The 15,408-nt window shown below is 55.5% G+C and carries 15 protein-coding genes; 7 read left to right on the top strand and 8 right to left on the bottom strand.

What is annotated here, in order from left to right; all coding sequences use genetic code 11:
* Window positions 1-1,345: 1,345 nt before the first annotated feature.
* From F7R90_RS21235 to F7R90_RS21225, 3 genes are all read left to right on the top strand, one after another.
* A complete protein-coding gene (locus tag F7R90_RS21235) occupies window positions 1,346-1,765 on the top strand; it encodes a hypothetical protein (protein ID WP_158059574.1) in 420 nt (139 codons plus the stop codon).
* 144 nt (window positions 1,766-1,909) lie between these two features.
* Window positions 1,910-2,734, top strand: a complete 825-nt coding sequence (locus tag F7R90_RS21230) for a helix-turn-helix transcriptional regulator (RefSeq protein ID WP_158059573.1) — start codon at window positions 1,910-1,912, stop codon at window positions 2,732-2,734.
* A 193-nt stretch (window positions 2,735-2,927) separates the two neighbouring features.
* Window positions 2,928-3,752 (top strand): class I SAM-dependent methyltransferase, encoded by an 825-nt coding sequence (locus F7R90_RS21225; RefSeq protein ID WP_158059572.1) that lies wholly within the window; start codon window positions 2,928-2,930, stop codon window positions 3,750-3,752.
* A 62-nt stretch (window positions 3,753-3,814) separates the two neighbouring features.
* On the opposite strand, the gene F7R90_RS22620 is transcribed toward F7R90_RS21225, so the two are convergent.
* Complete coding sequence (locus tag F7R90_RS22620) at window positions 3,815-4,006, bottom strand: hypothetical protein (protein WP_225741392.1); 192 nt, start codon at window positions 4,004-4,006, stop codon at window positions 3,815-3,817.
* On the opposite strand from F7R90_RS22620, the gene F7R90_RS21220 reads away from it, so the two are divergent.
* A complete protein-coding gene (locus tag F7R90_RS21220) occupies window positions 3,944-4,666 on the top strand; it encodes an alpha/beta fold hydrolase (protein ID WP_225741391.1) in 723 nt (240 codons plus the stop codon). The two genes, F7R90_RS22620 and F7R90_RS21220, sit on opposite strands and share 63 nt — an antisense overlap.
* Before the next feature lie 86 nt (window positions 4,667-4,752).
* On the opposite strand, the gene F7R90_RS21215 is transcribed toward F7R90_RS21220, so the two are convergent.
* Window positions 4,753-5,622: a matrixin family metalloprotease gene (locus F7R90_RS21215; RefSeq protein WP_192498509.1), complete on the bottom strand. Its 870-nt coding sequence runs from the start codon at window positions 5,620-5,622 to the stop codon at window positions 4,753-4,755.
* 818 nt (window positions 5,623-6,440) lie between these two features.
* Here F7R90_RS21215 and F7R90_RS21210 point away from each other — a divergent pair.
* Both F7R90_RS21210 and F7R90_RS21205 read left to right on the top strand, forming a co-directional pair.
* On the top strand, window positions 6,441-6,983 hold the full coding sequence (locus tag F7R90_RS21210; RefSeq protein WP_158059569.1) for a hypothetical protein: 543 nt from the start codon (window positions 6,441-6,443) through the stop codon (window positions 6,981-6,983).
* 371 nt (window positions 6,984-7,354) lie between these two features.
* Window positions 7,355-8,275 (top strand): universal stress protein, encoded by a 921-nt coding sequence (locus F7R90_RS21205; RefSeq protein ID WP_158059568.1) that lies wholly within the window; start codon window positions 7,355-7,357, stop codon window positions 8,273-8,275.
* Between the two features lie 562 nt (window positions 8,276-8,837).
* Here F7R90_RS21205 and F7R90_RS21200 read toward each other — a convergent pair.
* The 6 genes from F7R90_RS21200 to F7R90_RS21180 form a co-directional block, all read right to left on the bottom strand.
* Window positions 8,838-9,227, bottom strand: coding sequence for a type II toxin-antitoxin system VapC family toxin (locus tag F7R90_RS21200; RefSeq protein ID WP_158059567.1), 390 nt, complete (start codon window positions 9,225-9,227; stop codon window positions 8,838-8,840).
* Window positions 9,224-9,376 carry a hypothetical protein gene (locus F7R90_RS22430; protein ID WP_192498526.1) on the bottom strand — a complete coding sequence of 51 codons (153 nt, stop codon included), beginning with the start codon at window positions 9,374-9,376 and terminating at the stop codon, window positions 9,224-9,226. The genes F7R90_RS21200 and F7R90_RS22430 overlap by 4 nt, the downstream gene beginning before the upstream one ends.
* Before the next feature lie 511 nt (window positions 9,377-9,887).
* Window positions 9,888-11,012, bottom strand: a complete 1,125-nt coding sequence (locus F7R90_RS21195; RefSeq protein ID WP_192498525.1) for a DUF1214 domain-containing protein — start codon at window positions 11,010-11,012, stop codon at window positions 9,888-9,890.
* A 19-nt stretch (window positions 11,013-11,031) separates the two neighbouring features.
* Window positions 11,032-12,153, bottom strand: coding sequence for a DUF1214 domain-containing protein (locus F7R90_RS21190; protein ID WP_158059566.1), 1,122 nt, complete (start codon window positions 12,151-12,153; stop codon window positions 11,032-11,034).
* Window positions 12,154-12,471: 318 nt separating this feature from the next.
* Entirely contained in the window at window positions 12,472-12,888 is a 417-nt protein-coding gene (locus tag F7R90_RS21185; protein WP_225741389.1) for a DUF1214 domain-containing protein, read from the bottom strand.
* Window positions 12,889-12,969: 81 nt separating this feature from the next.
* Window positions 12,970-13,623, bottom strand: a complete 654-nt coding sequence (locus F7R90_RS21180; RefSeq protein ID WP_158059565.1) for a ribonuclease HI family protein — start codon at window positions 13,621-13,623, stop codon at window positions 12,970-12,972.
* A 573-nt stretch (window positions 13,624-14,196) separates the two neighbouring features.
* On the opposite strand from F7R90_RS21180, the gene F7R90_RS21175 reads away from it, so the two are divergent.
* The gene (locus tag F7R90_RS21175) at window positions 14,197-15,237 is read left to right on the top strand and encodes an NAD(P)-dependent alcohol dehydrogenase (protein WP_158059564.1); all 1,041 of its coding nucleotides are present in this window, start codon (window positions 14,197-14,199) and stop codon (window positions 15,235-15,237) included.
* The last annotated feature ends 171 nt before the right edge of the window (window positions 15,238-15,408 follow it).

The raw sequence follows: 15,408 nt of genomic DNA, 5'->3' as shown, positions 1-15,408 counted from the left end.
ACTCAGAGGAGAGGTATAGCTGGTCCCGAGTGATAATCTGGGACTGGGTGTTCTGGTCACCCCTCGTCCAAACTGTATAACGCGGTGTGTCTGACGTGCGGCATACACCCCTCGTCCAGAGTGAATAATCGACCCGCTCCCCAAATACAACTCGGAGTTCTCCATACACCCCTAATCAAGAGTGTAATGAGAAAGAGTCGGTCGTCAAAGTATCGTCGAACACCGAGCGGCGATACGACTTCATCATACACCCCCGGTCAAGAGTGTAATTCGCAGAAATCGACCGGGTGCTACCGATGACAACCGCGAACACAAAACGAATCCACACTCGAGTGACCACCAGTACGGCGATTCTTCAAACCTCGAAAACTCACATCCAGGAGGAGCGTTCGAACAGAATTTTTTGAGTCGAGGTGAATCGACGTCAAGAATCGTCCCCACACCCCTCGTCCAGACTGTAACAGAATAGTGGTGGAGTCGGTCGTATCAGTCAAATCGGCGAAATCACATAATCGCTGCGCTTCAGGACGTCTACTGCAAAGATTCCGGAGTCGAGAGATTCTGGGGTTGACAGCCGTCCCAAACAAGTCAATACGATTACTGTAATCTAGTGGTTTTATTATATCCCCTTCCAAACAGTTCTCCAAGCGTATTCAGCATACGATAGAAGACGAATACGGTATTCGTCTGGTCGACCAGAAAACGACCACCCAAACTCTCATACTCTATCACTCGAGAACACCCAGTAAACGCCTTCAAGTCCGAATCTCCGCCACTTACGACCTAATAGTTGCTGGACTTCTCGTGGATGGCCACCCCCACCCTCCCTCCCGAATACACTCTGGACAAGGGGTGGGGGAATACAACGCAGTTATCCACCACCCGAATCCAACGAACTCCCCTCAGGACCTTCCAACCCGAACTCCTTGGACCACTCTCACGAACCTCTATTGAAATTTCTACTAATTGACAGCATAATATCTATATGAGGGAGTTGCATTCGAGGATAGTCTCAAGGAGGAATCGTTGGGCATTTACAGTCTTGATTGGGGGTGTCGAGAACCGGCACCGAGATTCACTGCGTTTTCATCGTCGTCCTTTTCTGGTGAAATTCTGGGGAGGAAGTCTGCGATCGAGACTAGTAAGACGACTCCGCTAGGGTAATCGTCGTTGTGAGCTTGCAAATCCCATAAAACCGTCATGAAGGACTTCAGTGTCAGCATGATTTTCGGTGATGATCCTGGTCGATCCCTGCGGTACCAGTCCTTCTTCACATCGGAATACGTGCTAGCCTCGTCGAGACAACGACCCGAATAGTTTTTTGAACGAATACTAATACCAGCGTATGACTACCGCAGATACAGAATCGATCGCAGGTGGTGAATCGGTGTCCGGAACGCCAGACTACTTCGATGTCCTTCGGTACAATGGTGACGTCTATCGGGCTGTTCCAGCAGGTGACGGTGACCCGATCGTTGCAGCCCACGAGACAGAGGCTCGACAACGCAGACTGTTAGGGTCGCTCACAGTCGCGATCCTACCACCAATTACGGCGGTCGTTTTCGGATTCTGGTATTCGCTTGACGTCAAACTCCTCGGTGGCGTTGGACTCCTAATCGGAGTAATTGCGGGTGTGGCTCGCTATCTGTATCAGGACCACGAACACCGAATTCCAGAAGTCGTCGCAGCAGGGGTCTCAACACGAATCGTCAACGACTACATCGATGATTTCGACCCCGAAGAAGTCCCGTCTCCATTCGCTTGACTGCTGGTCAGTGTTTCGTATCGGTAATCAGAATCCGTTCGACCCACCAAATAGCGAATACCCGACGGTATAGAATGTGTGTCTTCGTCTTGAACGGGTCACGTCTACCGATATACCTTATACTATGCCATGCATACTCATGACATGGATGCTGTACTCGAAGAAATCGACTTTCTCGCCAGATCCAACCACCGAATCGGTGTCCTAGAAGAACTCACCGAAGGCCCACTCGACAGACGAGAACTCCGCACCGCAACAGAAGCCTCCTCACCGACCATGAGTCGAATCCTCACCGACTTCGAAGACCGCCGATGGATTGTCCGCAATGGACCAACGTACGAACTGACACCCCTTGGCGAATTCGTTGCAGACCGATTTCTCGACTTCCACGAAGCGATGAAGACCGAACGCAAACTCCGCGACGTCTGGCACTGGCTTCCACGGGAGATGGACGGATTTTCCGTCGACCTCTTCGCCGATGCAGTGGTCTCATATCCTGGACCGGGCTACCCGTACGAACCGATTGAGCGACTAACCCACCTTATCGAGGGAACCACTCGACTGCGGGGGTTCGACAGTATCGTGTTCAAGTCGATCAGCAACGAGACAGTTTGCCAAGGAGTCCTCGACGGTATGGAGCTAGAGTACGTGTACTCGCCGACAGCACTCGAGAAGACCCTCCGTTGGAATCCTGACCGAGTTATGGAGGCCGCATCGTGTGACCACTGCACTATCTTCGTTCACGACGACCTTCCCGACCGATCACGGTGCGGACTCGGTATCGTCGATGATCGCGCCGGAATCTGCTGTCACGACACGGAGACAGGGGCACTGACTGCTGTCATCGACACGGATGCACCGGAAGCCCGAGACTGGGCTATCTCTACCTTCGAACGTGTCCGCGAGGAGGCGAAACTCGTCGACCCACAAGCATTCGAAACGCACGTCTCGTCGGACTTACTTTCGTAGCGTGGGTGTGGAGACGGAACGTTCGACGGCCATCGTGCTGTCCGGTGGTCATCAGCTTACTCGGTTGGTCTTCGCGATACAGGGTTCAGACTGCACCCTGTCTGTGTCGCGAATCCAAGTAGTTCTTCACAGGGTGAAATATTTCACAGGATATTTAGATGTATCTGGCTGGCGTACCCGAATCAGAGGCATCATGGCCGATCAAGCAGAGATTCAGGATGCATGGACTGCTATCGCATCTGCGTACGATGACTACGTTACGTCATCGAATATGGCGGTCGCAGAGCGGGCTCTTAGGCGGGTCGAACTTCGCCCGGAGATGCAAGTACTGGATGTTGCGGCTGGCAGTGGTGCACTGAGTATTCCCGCAGCACGAAGGGGCGCGCGAGTGCTGGCAACGGACATTTCTCCAACCATGGTCGAGCAACTCGAAGTACGGGCACGTGAGGAAGGACTGTCTAACTTAGAAGCGCGTGTTATGGACGGTCACAGCCTCGAACTCGAGGACGACACCTTCGACATCGCTGGCTCACAGTTCGGAGTCATGTTGTTCCCCGATCTGCCACGGGGACTGAGCGAACTAACGCGCGTTACCAAGCCCGGTGGGCACGTGTTACTGGTCACAATGGGGCAACCTTCGGAACTCGAATTCCTTCGATTCTTCATCGATGCCGTGACGGTTGTCGTCCCTGACTTCGCAGGGCTCCCAGTCGACCCTCCGCTGTTACCCTTCCAGGTGTCGGACCCCGAGAGATTGCGTGACGAACTGGCTGCTGCCGGCCTGATGGATATTCAGGTGGAGACCACAAACCATCGGTTGGAGTTTCGATCCGGTGCACAGTTGTGGGACTGGGTGACCGCCAGCAATCCAATCGGGGCGGAGTTGGTCGCCGATTTAACAGACCAGCAGCAAGCCGAGGCTCGGGAGGAACTGGATGACAAACTAACCGAACGGTCTGGAGGGAGCGCTCCCGCCGTGTTGAACAACACGGTCAACATCGGTGTCGGGACGAAATAAGCAATTTCACACTGAAACCAATGACTGTACAGGAACACCAATCGGACGACGCTCGAGCACAGTTACTCGATTCGCTTCCCGTCACGGAACGACGGTTGCAACTGGCCGGGGTTTCGACCGCGATTCTTGAGGGTGGTGACGGCCCGCCAATCGTCCTGCTTCACGGTCCGGGAGAGTCCGCGTTCTGGTGGATACGAGTCATCCCGGATCTCGTGACGACCCATCGCGTTATCGTCCCCGACCTCCCCGGTCACGGCGCATCAACTGTCACTACCAATGATTTGAACGCAGACTCAGTGACCCGGTGGCTCGACGAATTGATAGAGGAAACGTGCTCGGTGCCACCGACACTGGTCGGACATCTGCTCGGTGGCGCTATCGCGGCCCGCTTCGCAAGTAACCAGGGGGATCGGATCCAACAGTTAGTGCTCGTAGATTCGTTAGGTCTAGACCGCTTCTGGCCATCCGCACGATTCGCGTTCGGGCTATTCCGATTCCTCGTACGACCGACGGACCGTGCGTACCACAGTTTTCTCGATCAGTGTCTGGCCGACCGGAACGAACTGATCGAGCAGTTGGGCGACGACTGGAAGCCGTTCTTGGCGTACAATCTCGAACGAGCACGTACGCCAAGTGTGAAGGCCGCTATGCGGACACTCATGAAAGAAGTCGCGGTGCCAACGATATCACCGGAGAAGTTAGCGCGAATTACAGTTCCGACGATACTGATCTGGGGGAGGGAGGACCGCGCCATACGACTCGGGGTCGCCAGAGAGGCGAGCGACCGCTATGGGTGGCCACTCCACGTGATTGACGACTCTGGTGACGACCCAAAACTGGAACAGCCCCAATCGTTCCTCGACGTACTGTATGACGAGCTCGATCACGACTCGTACTCCGAGAGGACGGCGTAGTACGTTCCAATCACCCCCGTCTACTGGATAGAACCGCTGAAGCAAGCACGGGTGTCAACTACCCCAGTAATCGAACGCTGCTACCGTCAGTTCCACCACTCGTCTCGGCGTTCGTCGTAGTCTGCATCGACGAATGGCGGTGGTCGTTCCTCAAGACCGAACGAGTCAGCTAACCAGACGCCGACGTGCCAACCAACAGCATCTGCATCCATTCCCATGATTGCGATTTCCGTGGTCCCGAGGTATTCTGCGGCCTCGTCTTGGTCCGTGTTTATAACCCATTGAGACGCACACGACCCCTCCTCAACACGCTCGCCACCGCACTCAGTACTCTCTGGAAATTCGACCACTACATCTGCCCCAGACTGGTTCGTCGTCCGAGTGAACGAGACGTTTGCTGGCACGTAACCGTCTGCGCCGTTCGCGTAGTAATCGAGCGCGTGCTGTATCTGCTCGCGATACTCCTCTCGGTCTGGTTCAGAGACATTCTCAAGTGAGTAGTAAACGGAGAGATTACTCGATTGCCGCGGCCACGCACGGTCCGCGAGGTTTCGATCAGGCCACCTCTCCGTTTCGTTGTCGACAGCGGCCATGAGTGGCATTGGCTCCGCGCCGTGCTCGAGTCCCATCACGTGACCGAACTCGTGTTTCAAAATCTTCAGTGTCGTCTTGTTCGTATATCCCGCTTCAATTTCGACGGTTTCCTGATCGACTTTCGAATTGGGTTCCAAGATTGGGGCACACCCAAGTGTCCGATTGTCTCGCTCGATGCCACACTTCGTCACGTTCGCAGTGAAGTTGACGACGAGGTCAGCATCACTACTTGGAGTAGAGACGAATTGTACGTCGTAGTCACCGTACCGGGTTGCGTTCTCGTTCCAGTACCGAAGCGTCTCATTGACCAGTGGTCGAATATCCCGCGACAGGTTTGCGTTCTGGTCGATGCCGACTGTCACTCGGTACCTGTTCCATGGATTGTCGGCTGATTGTTCGGTGGCTTGCTGACTTGTCGTGGCTTGAGTGCTCGTCGATGTCGTTTGGGATACGGTGTCCGTTGTTGTTTCAGTTGGAGTTTCGGTGGCTGTCTCGGGTGTCGTAGTGGTTTGTATTGAGGTTGATTTCTGTGTCGTCTGCTCCTGGGTTGTTGAGGTAGGTGTTTCAGAGAGTGTCCCACCGCAACCTGCGAGGACGACGAGAACGATTACCGTGAGAATCCGAAGGTGTTTCACTTGTTGTCTAAGATGCGGTAATGGTAGCTACAAAAATGTGGTCCTCAGTACATTCAGATAATAGAATCCGATCCGTGATTGATTCTTGCTGGAGTACTGAACTCTCATCGTTGAGCAGCTAACCAACAGATTAGAATTATTCTTCCACTCTGTTGGTTAGCTAGATTCCAGTCAGGTAGTCTGATTGCAAGCCGATTTCGTGGATAGTGCATTCTTTCCGAAGGTTTCTCGATATCGTGAAAACGAGGACCTCCATATGAGACATCCTCGCAGGTACTACTGGTATACTCTCCGGTGTTACTGGCCAGTAATACTCACGTCCCTCCTTGACCAATGCATCCACCGTCATGAACGCGTTTTCGACCACGGTGTCATTTGTATGGCCCCTTACAGGGTGCCCGAGAGAACAAAGTGAGGATAGCGCCAAGAGGACATATGAGACGACATCAGCCGTCACCCACACACTGCCCGACCAGTCATAGCTATTCTGTCGATACTGGTTCGAGGGGTGTACGACTATTGGGCAAGCGTTTCGGAGGGTGCTGATGGCGACGTTTGTGGAGAGAGTGCAGGTTGTTGGCTCTGAGAGTACTGTCGAGTTCGATCAGCTGCTCGCAAGCCGGATTGAGGCTGTCGGGACTGCTATCTCGATAATAGAGGACTGGCTTGACTCGAGTGTGGACGAGCGGACTGAACTACTGTCGAAATTTGAGATGGTAAAGCAGTTCGCTCGGAGCGAGATACAAGCCACAACGAACGAATCGGACGTGATGGAATTATCGGCGACTGCGTTGCTTGACCATCCCGCAGTCAGTGAGCAATCGAAAGCAAATTTGCGCGAGTACAGTACGAAACTCGCCGTGTTCATCGATGAAGAACAGTCGTATCGAGATGCACGCGAACAGATCATGGACGATGTAACTGCTGAACTGGAATTGTATACCGACCTCTTGGATGAGATGGCGCTTGGTACTGTCACTGTCGCAGACGCACAAGCACAGATTGCGCGTTTTGCACACCATGAGTCGGTTGGGCCTTCGAACAAGACGGCCGTGGATATCGTACTTGAGTCCACAACTGACGAGTAGTCGTAACTGATGTGTGTCGTTCTGCACTACGCGGTGTGGGTCTCGTCACGACGTGATATCTAGAGCTAACCAACACCTAGCGATAGCAGAGAATTTGTTGGTTAGTAGTAGCGGGTGGTCATCCCGGACAAATTGGCCATCGTCTGAACCATTGACCCGTCAGCAGTCTAGACACGCACGAAATTGTATCCATCACCAATCCACTCTTGAGGTATCGAGACGCTGCATTGTTGTCGTGAAGAGGTACGACCCGTCTGCTTGAGTGATCGTGGTTCGAAGAGTATTCAGAACAAGAACCCTGCAAGAGTTGCGGGCGCCACTGCTCTGAACTACCCTCTAGATTTATCGGGGTGTACTCGCAATGCGTCGCTATGAGCTTCACGCAGTTCGATATCGGCTGGTTTTCAGGTAGGGGATCAACCCACGACCGGCCGTACATCGCGGGTAACTTCGAGGGTGAGCAGATACTCGTCCCACTACTCAACCCATCTGTCCCCGCAATAGCGGACCAAATAAAGGTCGCTGCCACTCTCGCTCGTGTGAAAGACGCCTCGCTACAAATTGTCAATCCAGTTCGAGTCCCCCAACAAACACCGAGGGGATTGCAAGAGCGGATTCCAGACGAAAACGATCACGAACTACTTCAATGGGCACTGGACGAAGCTGCGACAACAACCCAGGACGTAAGCGGAAGCTTCCGGTACGGGCGGCGACTTGTCGAAGCCGTACTAGAATCGGTGGACCGGTACGATAGCGATACTGTTGTCCTGCCCAGTACGACATCAAACGGCGTTCTTCGGCGGAATCTCCCGGAACGAATCAGTGTCGCAGTAGACTGTGACGTAATCGTGGTCAATGGAGAGCCAGGCTACGATGAGGTTCCATCGATCCTCCTTCCGATTGCGGGAGGACCACATTCTGGCTTGGCCGCAGATATCGCACAGACAATCGCCTCGCAGTTCGATGCATGGATCGATATTCTGCATGTCGTGGACGAGGACCCATCGAACGAAGAACGAAGAAGAGCCAGTGAATTTGTGGAGGCGGCCTATCAACGCATTGCGCGTCCAGAAACGACGACTACGTGGATTCTCGAAGCCGAAGAGACTACTGACGCTATCGTAGAGCAGTCGACATACTACGATCTTACCGTGCTCGGTGCACCTACGATAGGTCCGCTTCGACGGTTCGTCTATGGCTCGACAAACCAGTCGATTCGCGCAGATGCAGAGAGTGTGGTGTTGTCGGCTCGAAACAACCGGAACCCTGACTCCCTCCTAGACGACCAGTAGCCCCAACTACTGGCACCCTTCAAATCGGTAGAATCGGTCTTATTTCGCCATCAGTTCCCGGGCCGCACTGGCGAACGCCTGCCCGTGACGTTTCGTCGTTAGATATGCATCGTCGATTGCCGACCCCTGTAGTTTCAGCTTGCTCTTTCGAAGTCCCCTGTTGAACTGAATGCTCGTGATCTCACTGAGATTGTAGTCCTCGGTGGCTCTGTTGAAATCCTATTGTTGTGATAGCTTTCCCGCTGAATCAGCCGTTAGGTAGGACTGGGTATCTACTAGTTGGTCGATTATTCTTCGTTGGACGTCATCCGTGTTGTGGCTGGCTGCTGGACGGTCACGGGGGCATCTGCGCCACGACGACGTACAGTCTGCGCAGTGACCGCGATTAGTCCAATCCAGACGAGCCAACTCATCACTGTGTAAACCCAGAATGTCGTGGTTGCGGTTTCACTGATGGTGCTCGTGAAGTTCGAATAGATGTACACCAGCACCGTGTTGAACAGCGAATGCCCGAGGACTGCAGGCCACACTGATGCCGAGAGATAGCGTCTCGAAGACGAGATCAGAGTACGTTGGTGGGCTGTTCTGCGCCATGTTCGACTAGCTCGTTGTCGAACGAAACAAGCGTCGCATCAATAGCATTCGCGGCTGTAAGGACGAGTGCATCCATCGGATAGAGCAGTGTTTCAGACTGAAGTTGGTTAGCTGCCATCATGTCTGACGCGTCCGGAAATGTGACTGTGGTACGTGAGGTGATCCGCTGCTCAATTTGATCGATTCGGTCGCGCTCAAACTGCTTCTTTTTGGTGAGTACACTCCGGAGTTCCATCAGATTCAGCACGGAGACGTACGCATCATCGGCTTCATTGAGTAATTCGAGTGCATCGTCGGAACGTTGCGTATCGCGTGTAACCGCAGCAACCAGAACGTTCGTATCCAGCAGGACCCTCATAATCGTTCACGGATATCGCGAACGGCTTCGACGGAATCGACTTCGACGTCGACAGACAGCTCTGCAAGTGCATCACCGAGGGGAACGGCCTCATCGTCCTCGGGGTCCGAGACCATGAACTCCTTGAAGTCGTCCGTTGTGAGGCTCATACACATCGATTGTACTGCTGTTTGGAAAAACCTGCTGGTGCCACAGCACTCGATTGAAGCTGGCGGTCACGTGTGGCCATGGCCGGGACGGCCGTGTACGCGGCGGAAGGTTGACCGCCGGGAAGACCGTGACGCAGGCGGGGGTGGCAGAAGTGGCGAGTCGGGTGTGCCCAACCTCGAAGAGCGTGATTGTGCGATACTCTCGGGAGTTGCATGACGCCTACAAAGCGAGACATGGACGAGCGACTCCGACGGAAGTGATCGCACGAGAGCGTAAGTCGGGGAGATTCAGATAGCAGGGCTGGCGGAATCGCTTCTTTTTGCTACCGTCCACCCGACGCCCGCCTCCCCACCCACCGCTCGGTGCTCGCTCCGCTGCGCGCGCAGCCACAACCTCTCCTATAAGTCTATTCTTGCTAATCGCGATGTAAAAGAGAGCAGACAAGTAGATATTCGATATCGCGGCGATTCAGTCGCCTGAAGCGTCAAGACCAAAATCTACACGTTTGCCTCACTCGACTGGCTGGGCCTCGGGGAATTGATAACTCCCATCGATGAGTGGCTCGCGCGGTTGGTAGAGTCGAACCACGTAGTTCCACCCCTTCGGGGTATAGAGGAAATTCGGCTGGTCGGGGTCACCACCGAAGTGGATGGTGACGCTGCCATCATCGTTCGGTTCAGCGGTCACGTTGTTGACCGAATACGCGTCGTATTGGTTCTTCTCGAAGAACAGGTCACGGTTGTAGACGCTGACCGACCAGAATCCGTCGACGGGGACGTCCTCGACGGTGAGTGTGTGTGGCGTGTCGCCGTCATTCTGGGCGGGAGCCCGAAAGAAGAATAACGCTTCTGACGGTTGCGGAACGCCGGTCCACCCTGACGTAGAGAGGAGGAAGAATTTCACGGGATCGACCTCGTCGATGTCACCATACCCACCCGAGAAGTTGTCTACCGTGGCTACGACTGTATTAAGCGCGTTGGTGAGTTGTTCGTGTGATTGCCGGTCCCAGTTAGGAATCTCGAACGAGCCAGCCGATGCTTGCTCTACGATAATCTCGTCCTGGAGTTGCCGGACTTGGTTCACGTCGTCCGTGTCGTCGGGATCGACAAATATGCGGATTGCGACGCCAGCATACCGAGTGCCCGTTAGGTCTCGTGTTATCGTGTATTCACCCGGATCGTAGACGCACAGCTTTCCGTACTGGTCCTCGTTCTGGACGTTCATCGACAGGTAGCGGTCACCGGTGTCTGGGAGCGTGATGGTGACTGGCTCGGTCAGATCGAACACCCCAAACGAGTAGAGCGTGTCACGATTCACCCCGATGGTAAACTGCTCGTCGATAGGGGTGAGACTTCGGAGATGATAGAACTGTCCAAACCCGCCATCGTCGACGGTTGCCTGCCATTTAGCATGACAGTTGGCGCGCGGATAGTTCTCCCACGTTACTGGAACCGACTCGTCATTTGCTGACGTCTGCTTGGCGTTCGCGCCCGGAGCGTCTTGGCGGGCGCTAGTGCTGCCGACGCCCATTGCGAGTAATCCGGCGAGACCCGTTCCGCGAAGCGCGGTGCGGCGAGTCGCCCGCAGTGGTTCGGAGTTCGAGTTAGCCGTCGTATCGAGTTTCTCGTTGCTCATGACGATTGGTATTACGTTGTCACTTCACCGGTTGAGATTCGGGGAACTGATAACTCCCGTCGAGAATCGGCTCGCGGGGTTGGTAGAGCCGGACGATATAATGCCATCCTTCTGGCGTGTAGATGAAGTTCGGCTGGTCGGGGTCGCCGCCAAAGTGAATCGTGACACTGTCATCGTCATTCCGCTCTGCGGTCACATTGTTGATCGAATACGCGTCGTACTCGTTCTCTTCGAGGTAGAGGTCACGGTTGTAGACAGTGACTGACCAGAACGCGTCGACGGGGACATTCTTAACGGTGAGTGTGTATGGCGTTGTGCCATCATTCTGGGAGGGAATCCGTTGGAGGAAGAGCGCTTCCGACGGCTGCGGGACGCCAGTCCAGCCTGACGGACTGGCGACGAAAAATTTCACCGGGTCGACCTGGCCGACGTCACCATATGCACCCGAGAAATTCTCGAGCGTGATAAAAACTGTCGTGAGCGCGTCGTCGAGTTGTTTGAATGATTGCTGGTCCCAGTTGGGAATCTCGAACGAGCCAGCCGATGCTTGTTCCACGACGGTCTCGTCCTGGAGTTGCCGGACTTGCGTTATATCGTCCGGGTCGGTAGGGTCGACGAATGTGCGAATCAGGACGCCGGCATACCGAGCCCCTACCATATCTTGTGTGATCGTGTACGTGCCGGGTTCGTCGGCGTACAGCTTCACATATTGGTCCTCGTTCTGGACGTTCATCGACTGGTAGCGGTCACCGGTGTCTGGGAGCGTAATAGTGACTGGCTCGGTCAGATCGAACACCCCGAGTGAGTAAATCGTGTCACGATTAGGCTCGACGTCCAACTGATTACTGACAGGAGTGATCTCCCTGTAATGATAGAGCTGTCCGAACCCGCCCTCGTCGACGGCTGCTTGGAACGACGTCTGACAGTTGGCGCGTGAGTAGTTCTTCCACGTCACCGGCACGGTCTCGTCATCTGTCGCCGTCTGCTGGGCGTTCGCGCCCGGAGCGTCTTGGCGGGCACTGGCGCCACCGCCCATCACGAGTAAACCGGCGAGACCTGCTCCACGAAGTGCGCTTCGGCGGGTTGCCCGTAGCGGTTCGGAGTTCGATTCAGTCGTCGTCTCGTGTGCGTCATTGCACATGGCTCATATCTCCGGGTCGCTTGCGTGGTTCCCGAACAGACCTTCCCCACCCGACTGTGACTTCCAGACGACGCCGCTGTCACGGTGTTCGTTCACCACGGCCACCCCATTTCGGTGACGAACCCAGATGAGAGGGAGGCGGATAGTTATTTGGACGTAATCACCGTCGTAACGAATGTTACTACTTGGAGGCGCGAAGGCTCCGTCTACACCGTCCGACCGGAGGGGAGACATGCCATTATCGTCGGGAGTGGTGCGATACTGTCTGCCCAGCGGCCGATAACAGCGAATTCGAGTCCCACAGCGTAGAGACACGGTTCATAGATCGGCGAGCAACCGCTGGCTACGAAGTTCTCGGTCAAGACGTTCCAACCTGTCTGTGTGGAGACAGGGTTTGAAGCCGTTACCCTTTCGCGGAGACGACCTCGGGCATGTCATAGGACCCGTCGACCACCGACCAGCGGAGACCGTAGAATCGCGGCGCAAAACGCATGCCCCTTCGGGGGCTGGCAGCCAGTTCTGCACCCTCTCTGGAGCCATCGGATGCTCGTGCTGGACGTAGATGACGAGTTCGTTGGCTTCGGTGTGCAACCGGCCTGACTCGAGCATGAAGCCGTTGATGCTGTAGTGGTCGAGTTCGTTCTCGACGAAGTAGCCCTGCGCGTCGTAAATCGGAATCGACTCACGACTGAAGTCGTGGACGTTCTCCTCGAATAGCTGTAACAAGCCCCTCATTTCTGCTCCGTTTGCGTCAGGTCAAGACTCCCACTCGGCGTCTGCCAATCGCAATTTCGAAATTGAAGCGGCGTACCGCTGCTATCCCGGGCCAAAGGCCGCGATATCGGCTCCCACTGTCGCCAGTGCGTCGGCGGGATTCGGGTCGCTGTCGGCCAGATGCGTGTAGTGGTGTTCCGGGATGCTCGACAGTGCGGCCGTGACGGCCTCGCTGTACGTCTCGACGCCCGGTTCCGTCGGGTCATCGCCACCCCAGACGTCTCGGATGACCGTCATCGAATCGATGCGTACCTCCAGCTTACGTGGCTCGTAGCGAGCCAACAGTTCGGAGAGTCCGAGTTGGAGGGCAACGTACTCGGCGGTGTTGTTTCCCGTCCGAGACCCGACGGGTCGGCCGAGACGAGCAAGTTCTTTCTCCGCACCGTCCATGATGACCGCGCCAGCACCTGCAGGGCCAGGATTGCCACGTGAACTGCCATCGACGTAGAGGACGAATGCGTCGCTCGCCGGTTTGGGGATGGATGGTCGGGTGAGTCCTGACGCCTGCAGATTTTCGAGCGCGCGACGCAGTTCGTCTGGGCTGGTTGCGGGGTCGAAGAGACCGCCGTAGCCGGGGACAGCGTCGTCGATGGCGTCGATGGCGGCCGCCACCTCGTAGCCGAGTTCCGCGAGTACCTCGTCGACGAGTGTGGCGAGCGGCGAGAGGTGTTCGGCTGGGAGGGGGTCGTCGGTCACGCCACTTCCCCCTTCGGGCTCCGATTCTGGGTTCTCATACCCGTACTCTCGGGTGCTTTCGTTGGCTTGTCGCACCACTGCATACAGGTTCTCGGTGGTCAAGCGGGATAACCTCTTCAGGTGTCGAACCGGTTTGAATCGGTCAAACCTTGGAATCCTCAACGCCTGACACGAACGGTTTGCTGAATATAGTGGGTGTTTCAGCACACGGTCATCGGTTGATGCAAGCGACTATTGGTGCACTTGCTCGGCTGTATGTAGCTGAATTTCCCGTTCGACGAATATGCCCACTAACAGTCCTCGGACGCACGCTATAATACCAGATACTCTGTAATTTCACACCACGACAACACGCTTGAGTATGCAAGTCAATTCGAGAAAGTCATCGTCAGCGGCTTGGATTTTCTCTGGATATCTGTCGTCACTGGTGGTCACTCGCCCAGACGTAAGTTCGATGTTGACCGAGTACGCCTGCACCCCTGCAAGCGCAGACAAACTCCCAACAAAATGTACGGTGTTTGTGAAGCACGGCCACGCCACTTACTGTCTGCGGTCACGATAGAAGAGACGATCATGCAAGCAGCGAGACTCCACGAATACACTGACGACATGAGCAGCGCGCTTGCGATTGAGGAGATCGACCGCCCCACTGCAAACCAACCGGACGACGTGGTCGTCGAAGTCGAAGGCGCAGGATGGTGTCAGACGGATAATCACATCATCGAGGGAATGTGGACCGAATACGTCCCCCAAGAACTGCCAATGACGCTCGGCCACGAAAACGCAGGTATCGTCTCGGAGGTCGGCAACGACGTTACACTTGTCTCGGAGGGCGACCCCGTTATCTGTCATCCCGTCCAGACGTGTGGGACGTGTCGGCCCTGTCGCCTCGGAGAAGACATGTACTGTGAGAACAGTGCGTTCAACGGTCTCACCACGGACGGTGGCTTTGCTGAGTACTTGCTCACGAACGAACGAGCTGTTATCCCGCTTCCCGACGGCGTCGACCCGACTGATATTGCACCACACGCCGACGCCGGAATCACAGCCTACCATGCAGTGAAGAAGGCTGTGCGCGAGCTGAACCCTGGTGACCACGCAGTCGTCATCGGGGTCGGTGGTCTCGGCCATATCGGCCTCCAATGTCTCGATGCGATGAGTGCAGCGACCATCACCGCAATCGACCTGAAAGACGATGCGCTCGACCTGGCGACCGACCTCGGCGCACACCACACCATCAATCCCACGGACGAGGACGTGCCAGACGCGATTGGGAACCTGACCGATGAAACAGGTGTCGCACAGGTCCTCGATTTCGTTGGCGCCGACGAGACGACGGGGTACGCACCAGACATCGTCGCTGCTGGCGGCGACCACCACGTCGTCGGGTACGGCGGGCACGTCCACGAACCCGCCCAAGCACTCGTCGACGGGGAATTCTCGTATCGCGGCACCCTCGTCGGGAAATACACTGAACTCCAAGAACTCGTTGCGTTAGTCGAACAGGGCGAAGTCGAGTTGCGGACCACGCGCTACGACCTCGCTGACATCAACACGGTCGCTGAACGGCTCGAACACGGCGAAATTGAGGGTCGCGCCGTCATCACACCGTAGGCTCTCGCCGGAAATTTAGATTCGAGGACGAAAACCTCGATCCAGAGGCTAATCAACCCCCGATTTGACAGTATCGAAAGGCGTGCCGTCTTCTCGACGCATGTCGCACCCTCAGCGATCACGATGGCTACCACACGAGCGTCATCGAGATGTCGTTCGCCGCTATCCAGC

It is taken from the genome of Halorussus halophilus, from assembly GCF_008831545.1.
GTDB lineage: Archaea > Halobacteriota > Halobacteria > Halobacteriales > Haladaptataceae > Halorussus > Halorussus halophilus.
This window is presented reverse-complemented; position numbering and strand designations above follow the sequence as displayed.

Excerpts from the sequence above, each read along its gene's own strand:
- F7R90_RS21175 (WP_158059564.1), top strand. The coding sequence starts at position 14,197 with ATGCAAGCAGCGAGACTCCACGAATACACTGACGACATGAGCAGCGCG.
- F7R90_RS21225 (WP_158059572.1), top strand. The coding sequence starts at position 2,928 with ATGGCCGATCAAGCAGAGATTCAGGATGCATGGACTGCTATCGCATCT.
- F7R90_RS21210 (WP_158059569.1), top strand. The coding sequence starts at position 6,441 with ATGGCGACGTTTGTGGAGAGAGTGCAGGTTGTTGGCTCTGAGAGTACT.
- F7R90_RS21230 (WP_158059573.1), top strand. The coding sequence starts at position 1,910 with ATGGATGCTGTACTCGAAGAAATCGACTTTCTCGCCAGATCCAACCAC.
- F7R90_RS21190 (WP_158059566.1), bottom strand. The coding sequence starts at position 12,153 with ATGTGCAATGACGCACACGAGACGACGACTGAATCGAACTCCGAACCG.
- F7R90_RS22430 (WP_192498526.1), bottom strand. The coding sequence starts at position 9,376 with ATGAGCCTCACAACGGACGACTTCAAGGAGTTCATGGTCTCGGACCCC.
- F7R90_RS21235 (WP_158059574.1), top strand. The coding sequence starts at position 1,346 with ATGACTACCGCAGATACAGAATCGATCGCAGGTGGTGAATCGGTGTCC.
- F7R90_RS21205 (WP_158059568.1), top strand. The coding sequence starts at position 7,355 with ATGAGCTTCACGCAGTTCGATATCGGCTGGTTTTCAGGTAGGGGATCA.
- F7R90_RS21200 (WP_158059567.1), bottom strand. The coding sequence starts at position 9,227 with ATGAGGGTCCTGCTGGATACGAACGTTCTGGTTGCTGCGGTTACACGC.
- F7R90_RS21195 (WP_192498525.1), bottom strand. The coding sequence starts at position 11,012 with ATGAGCAACGAGAAACTCGATACGACGGCTAACTCGAACTCCGAACCA.
- F7R90_RS21185 (WP_225741389.1), bottom strand. The coding sequence starts at position 12,888 with ATGAGGGGCTTGTTACAGCTATTCGAGGAGAACGTCCACGACTTCAGT.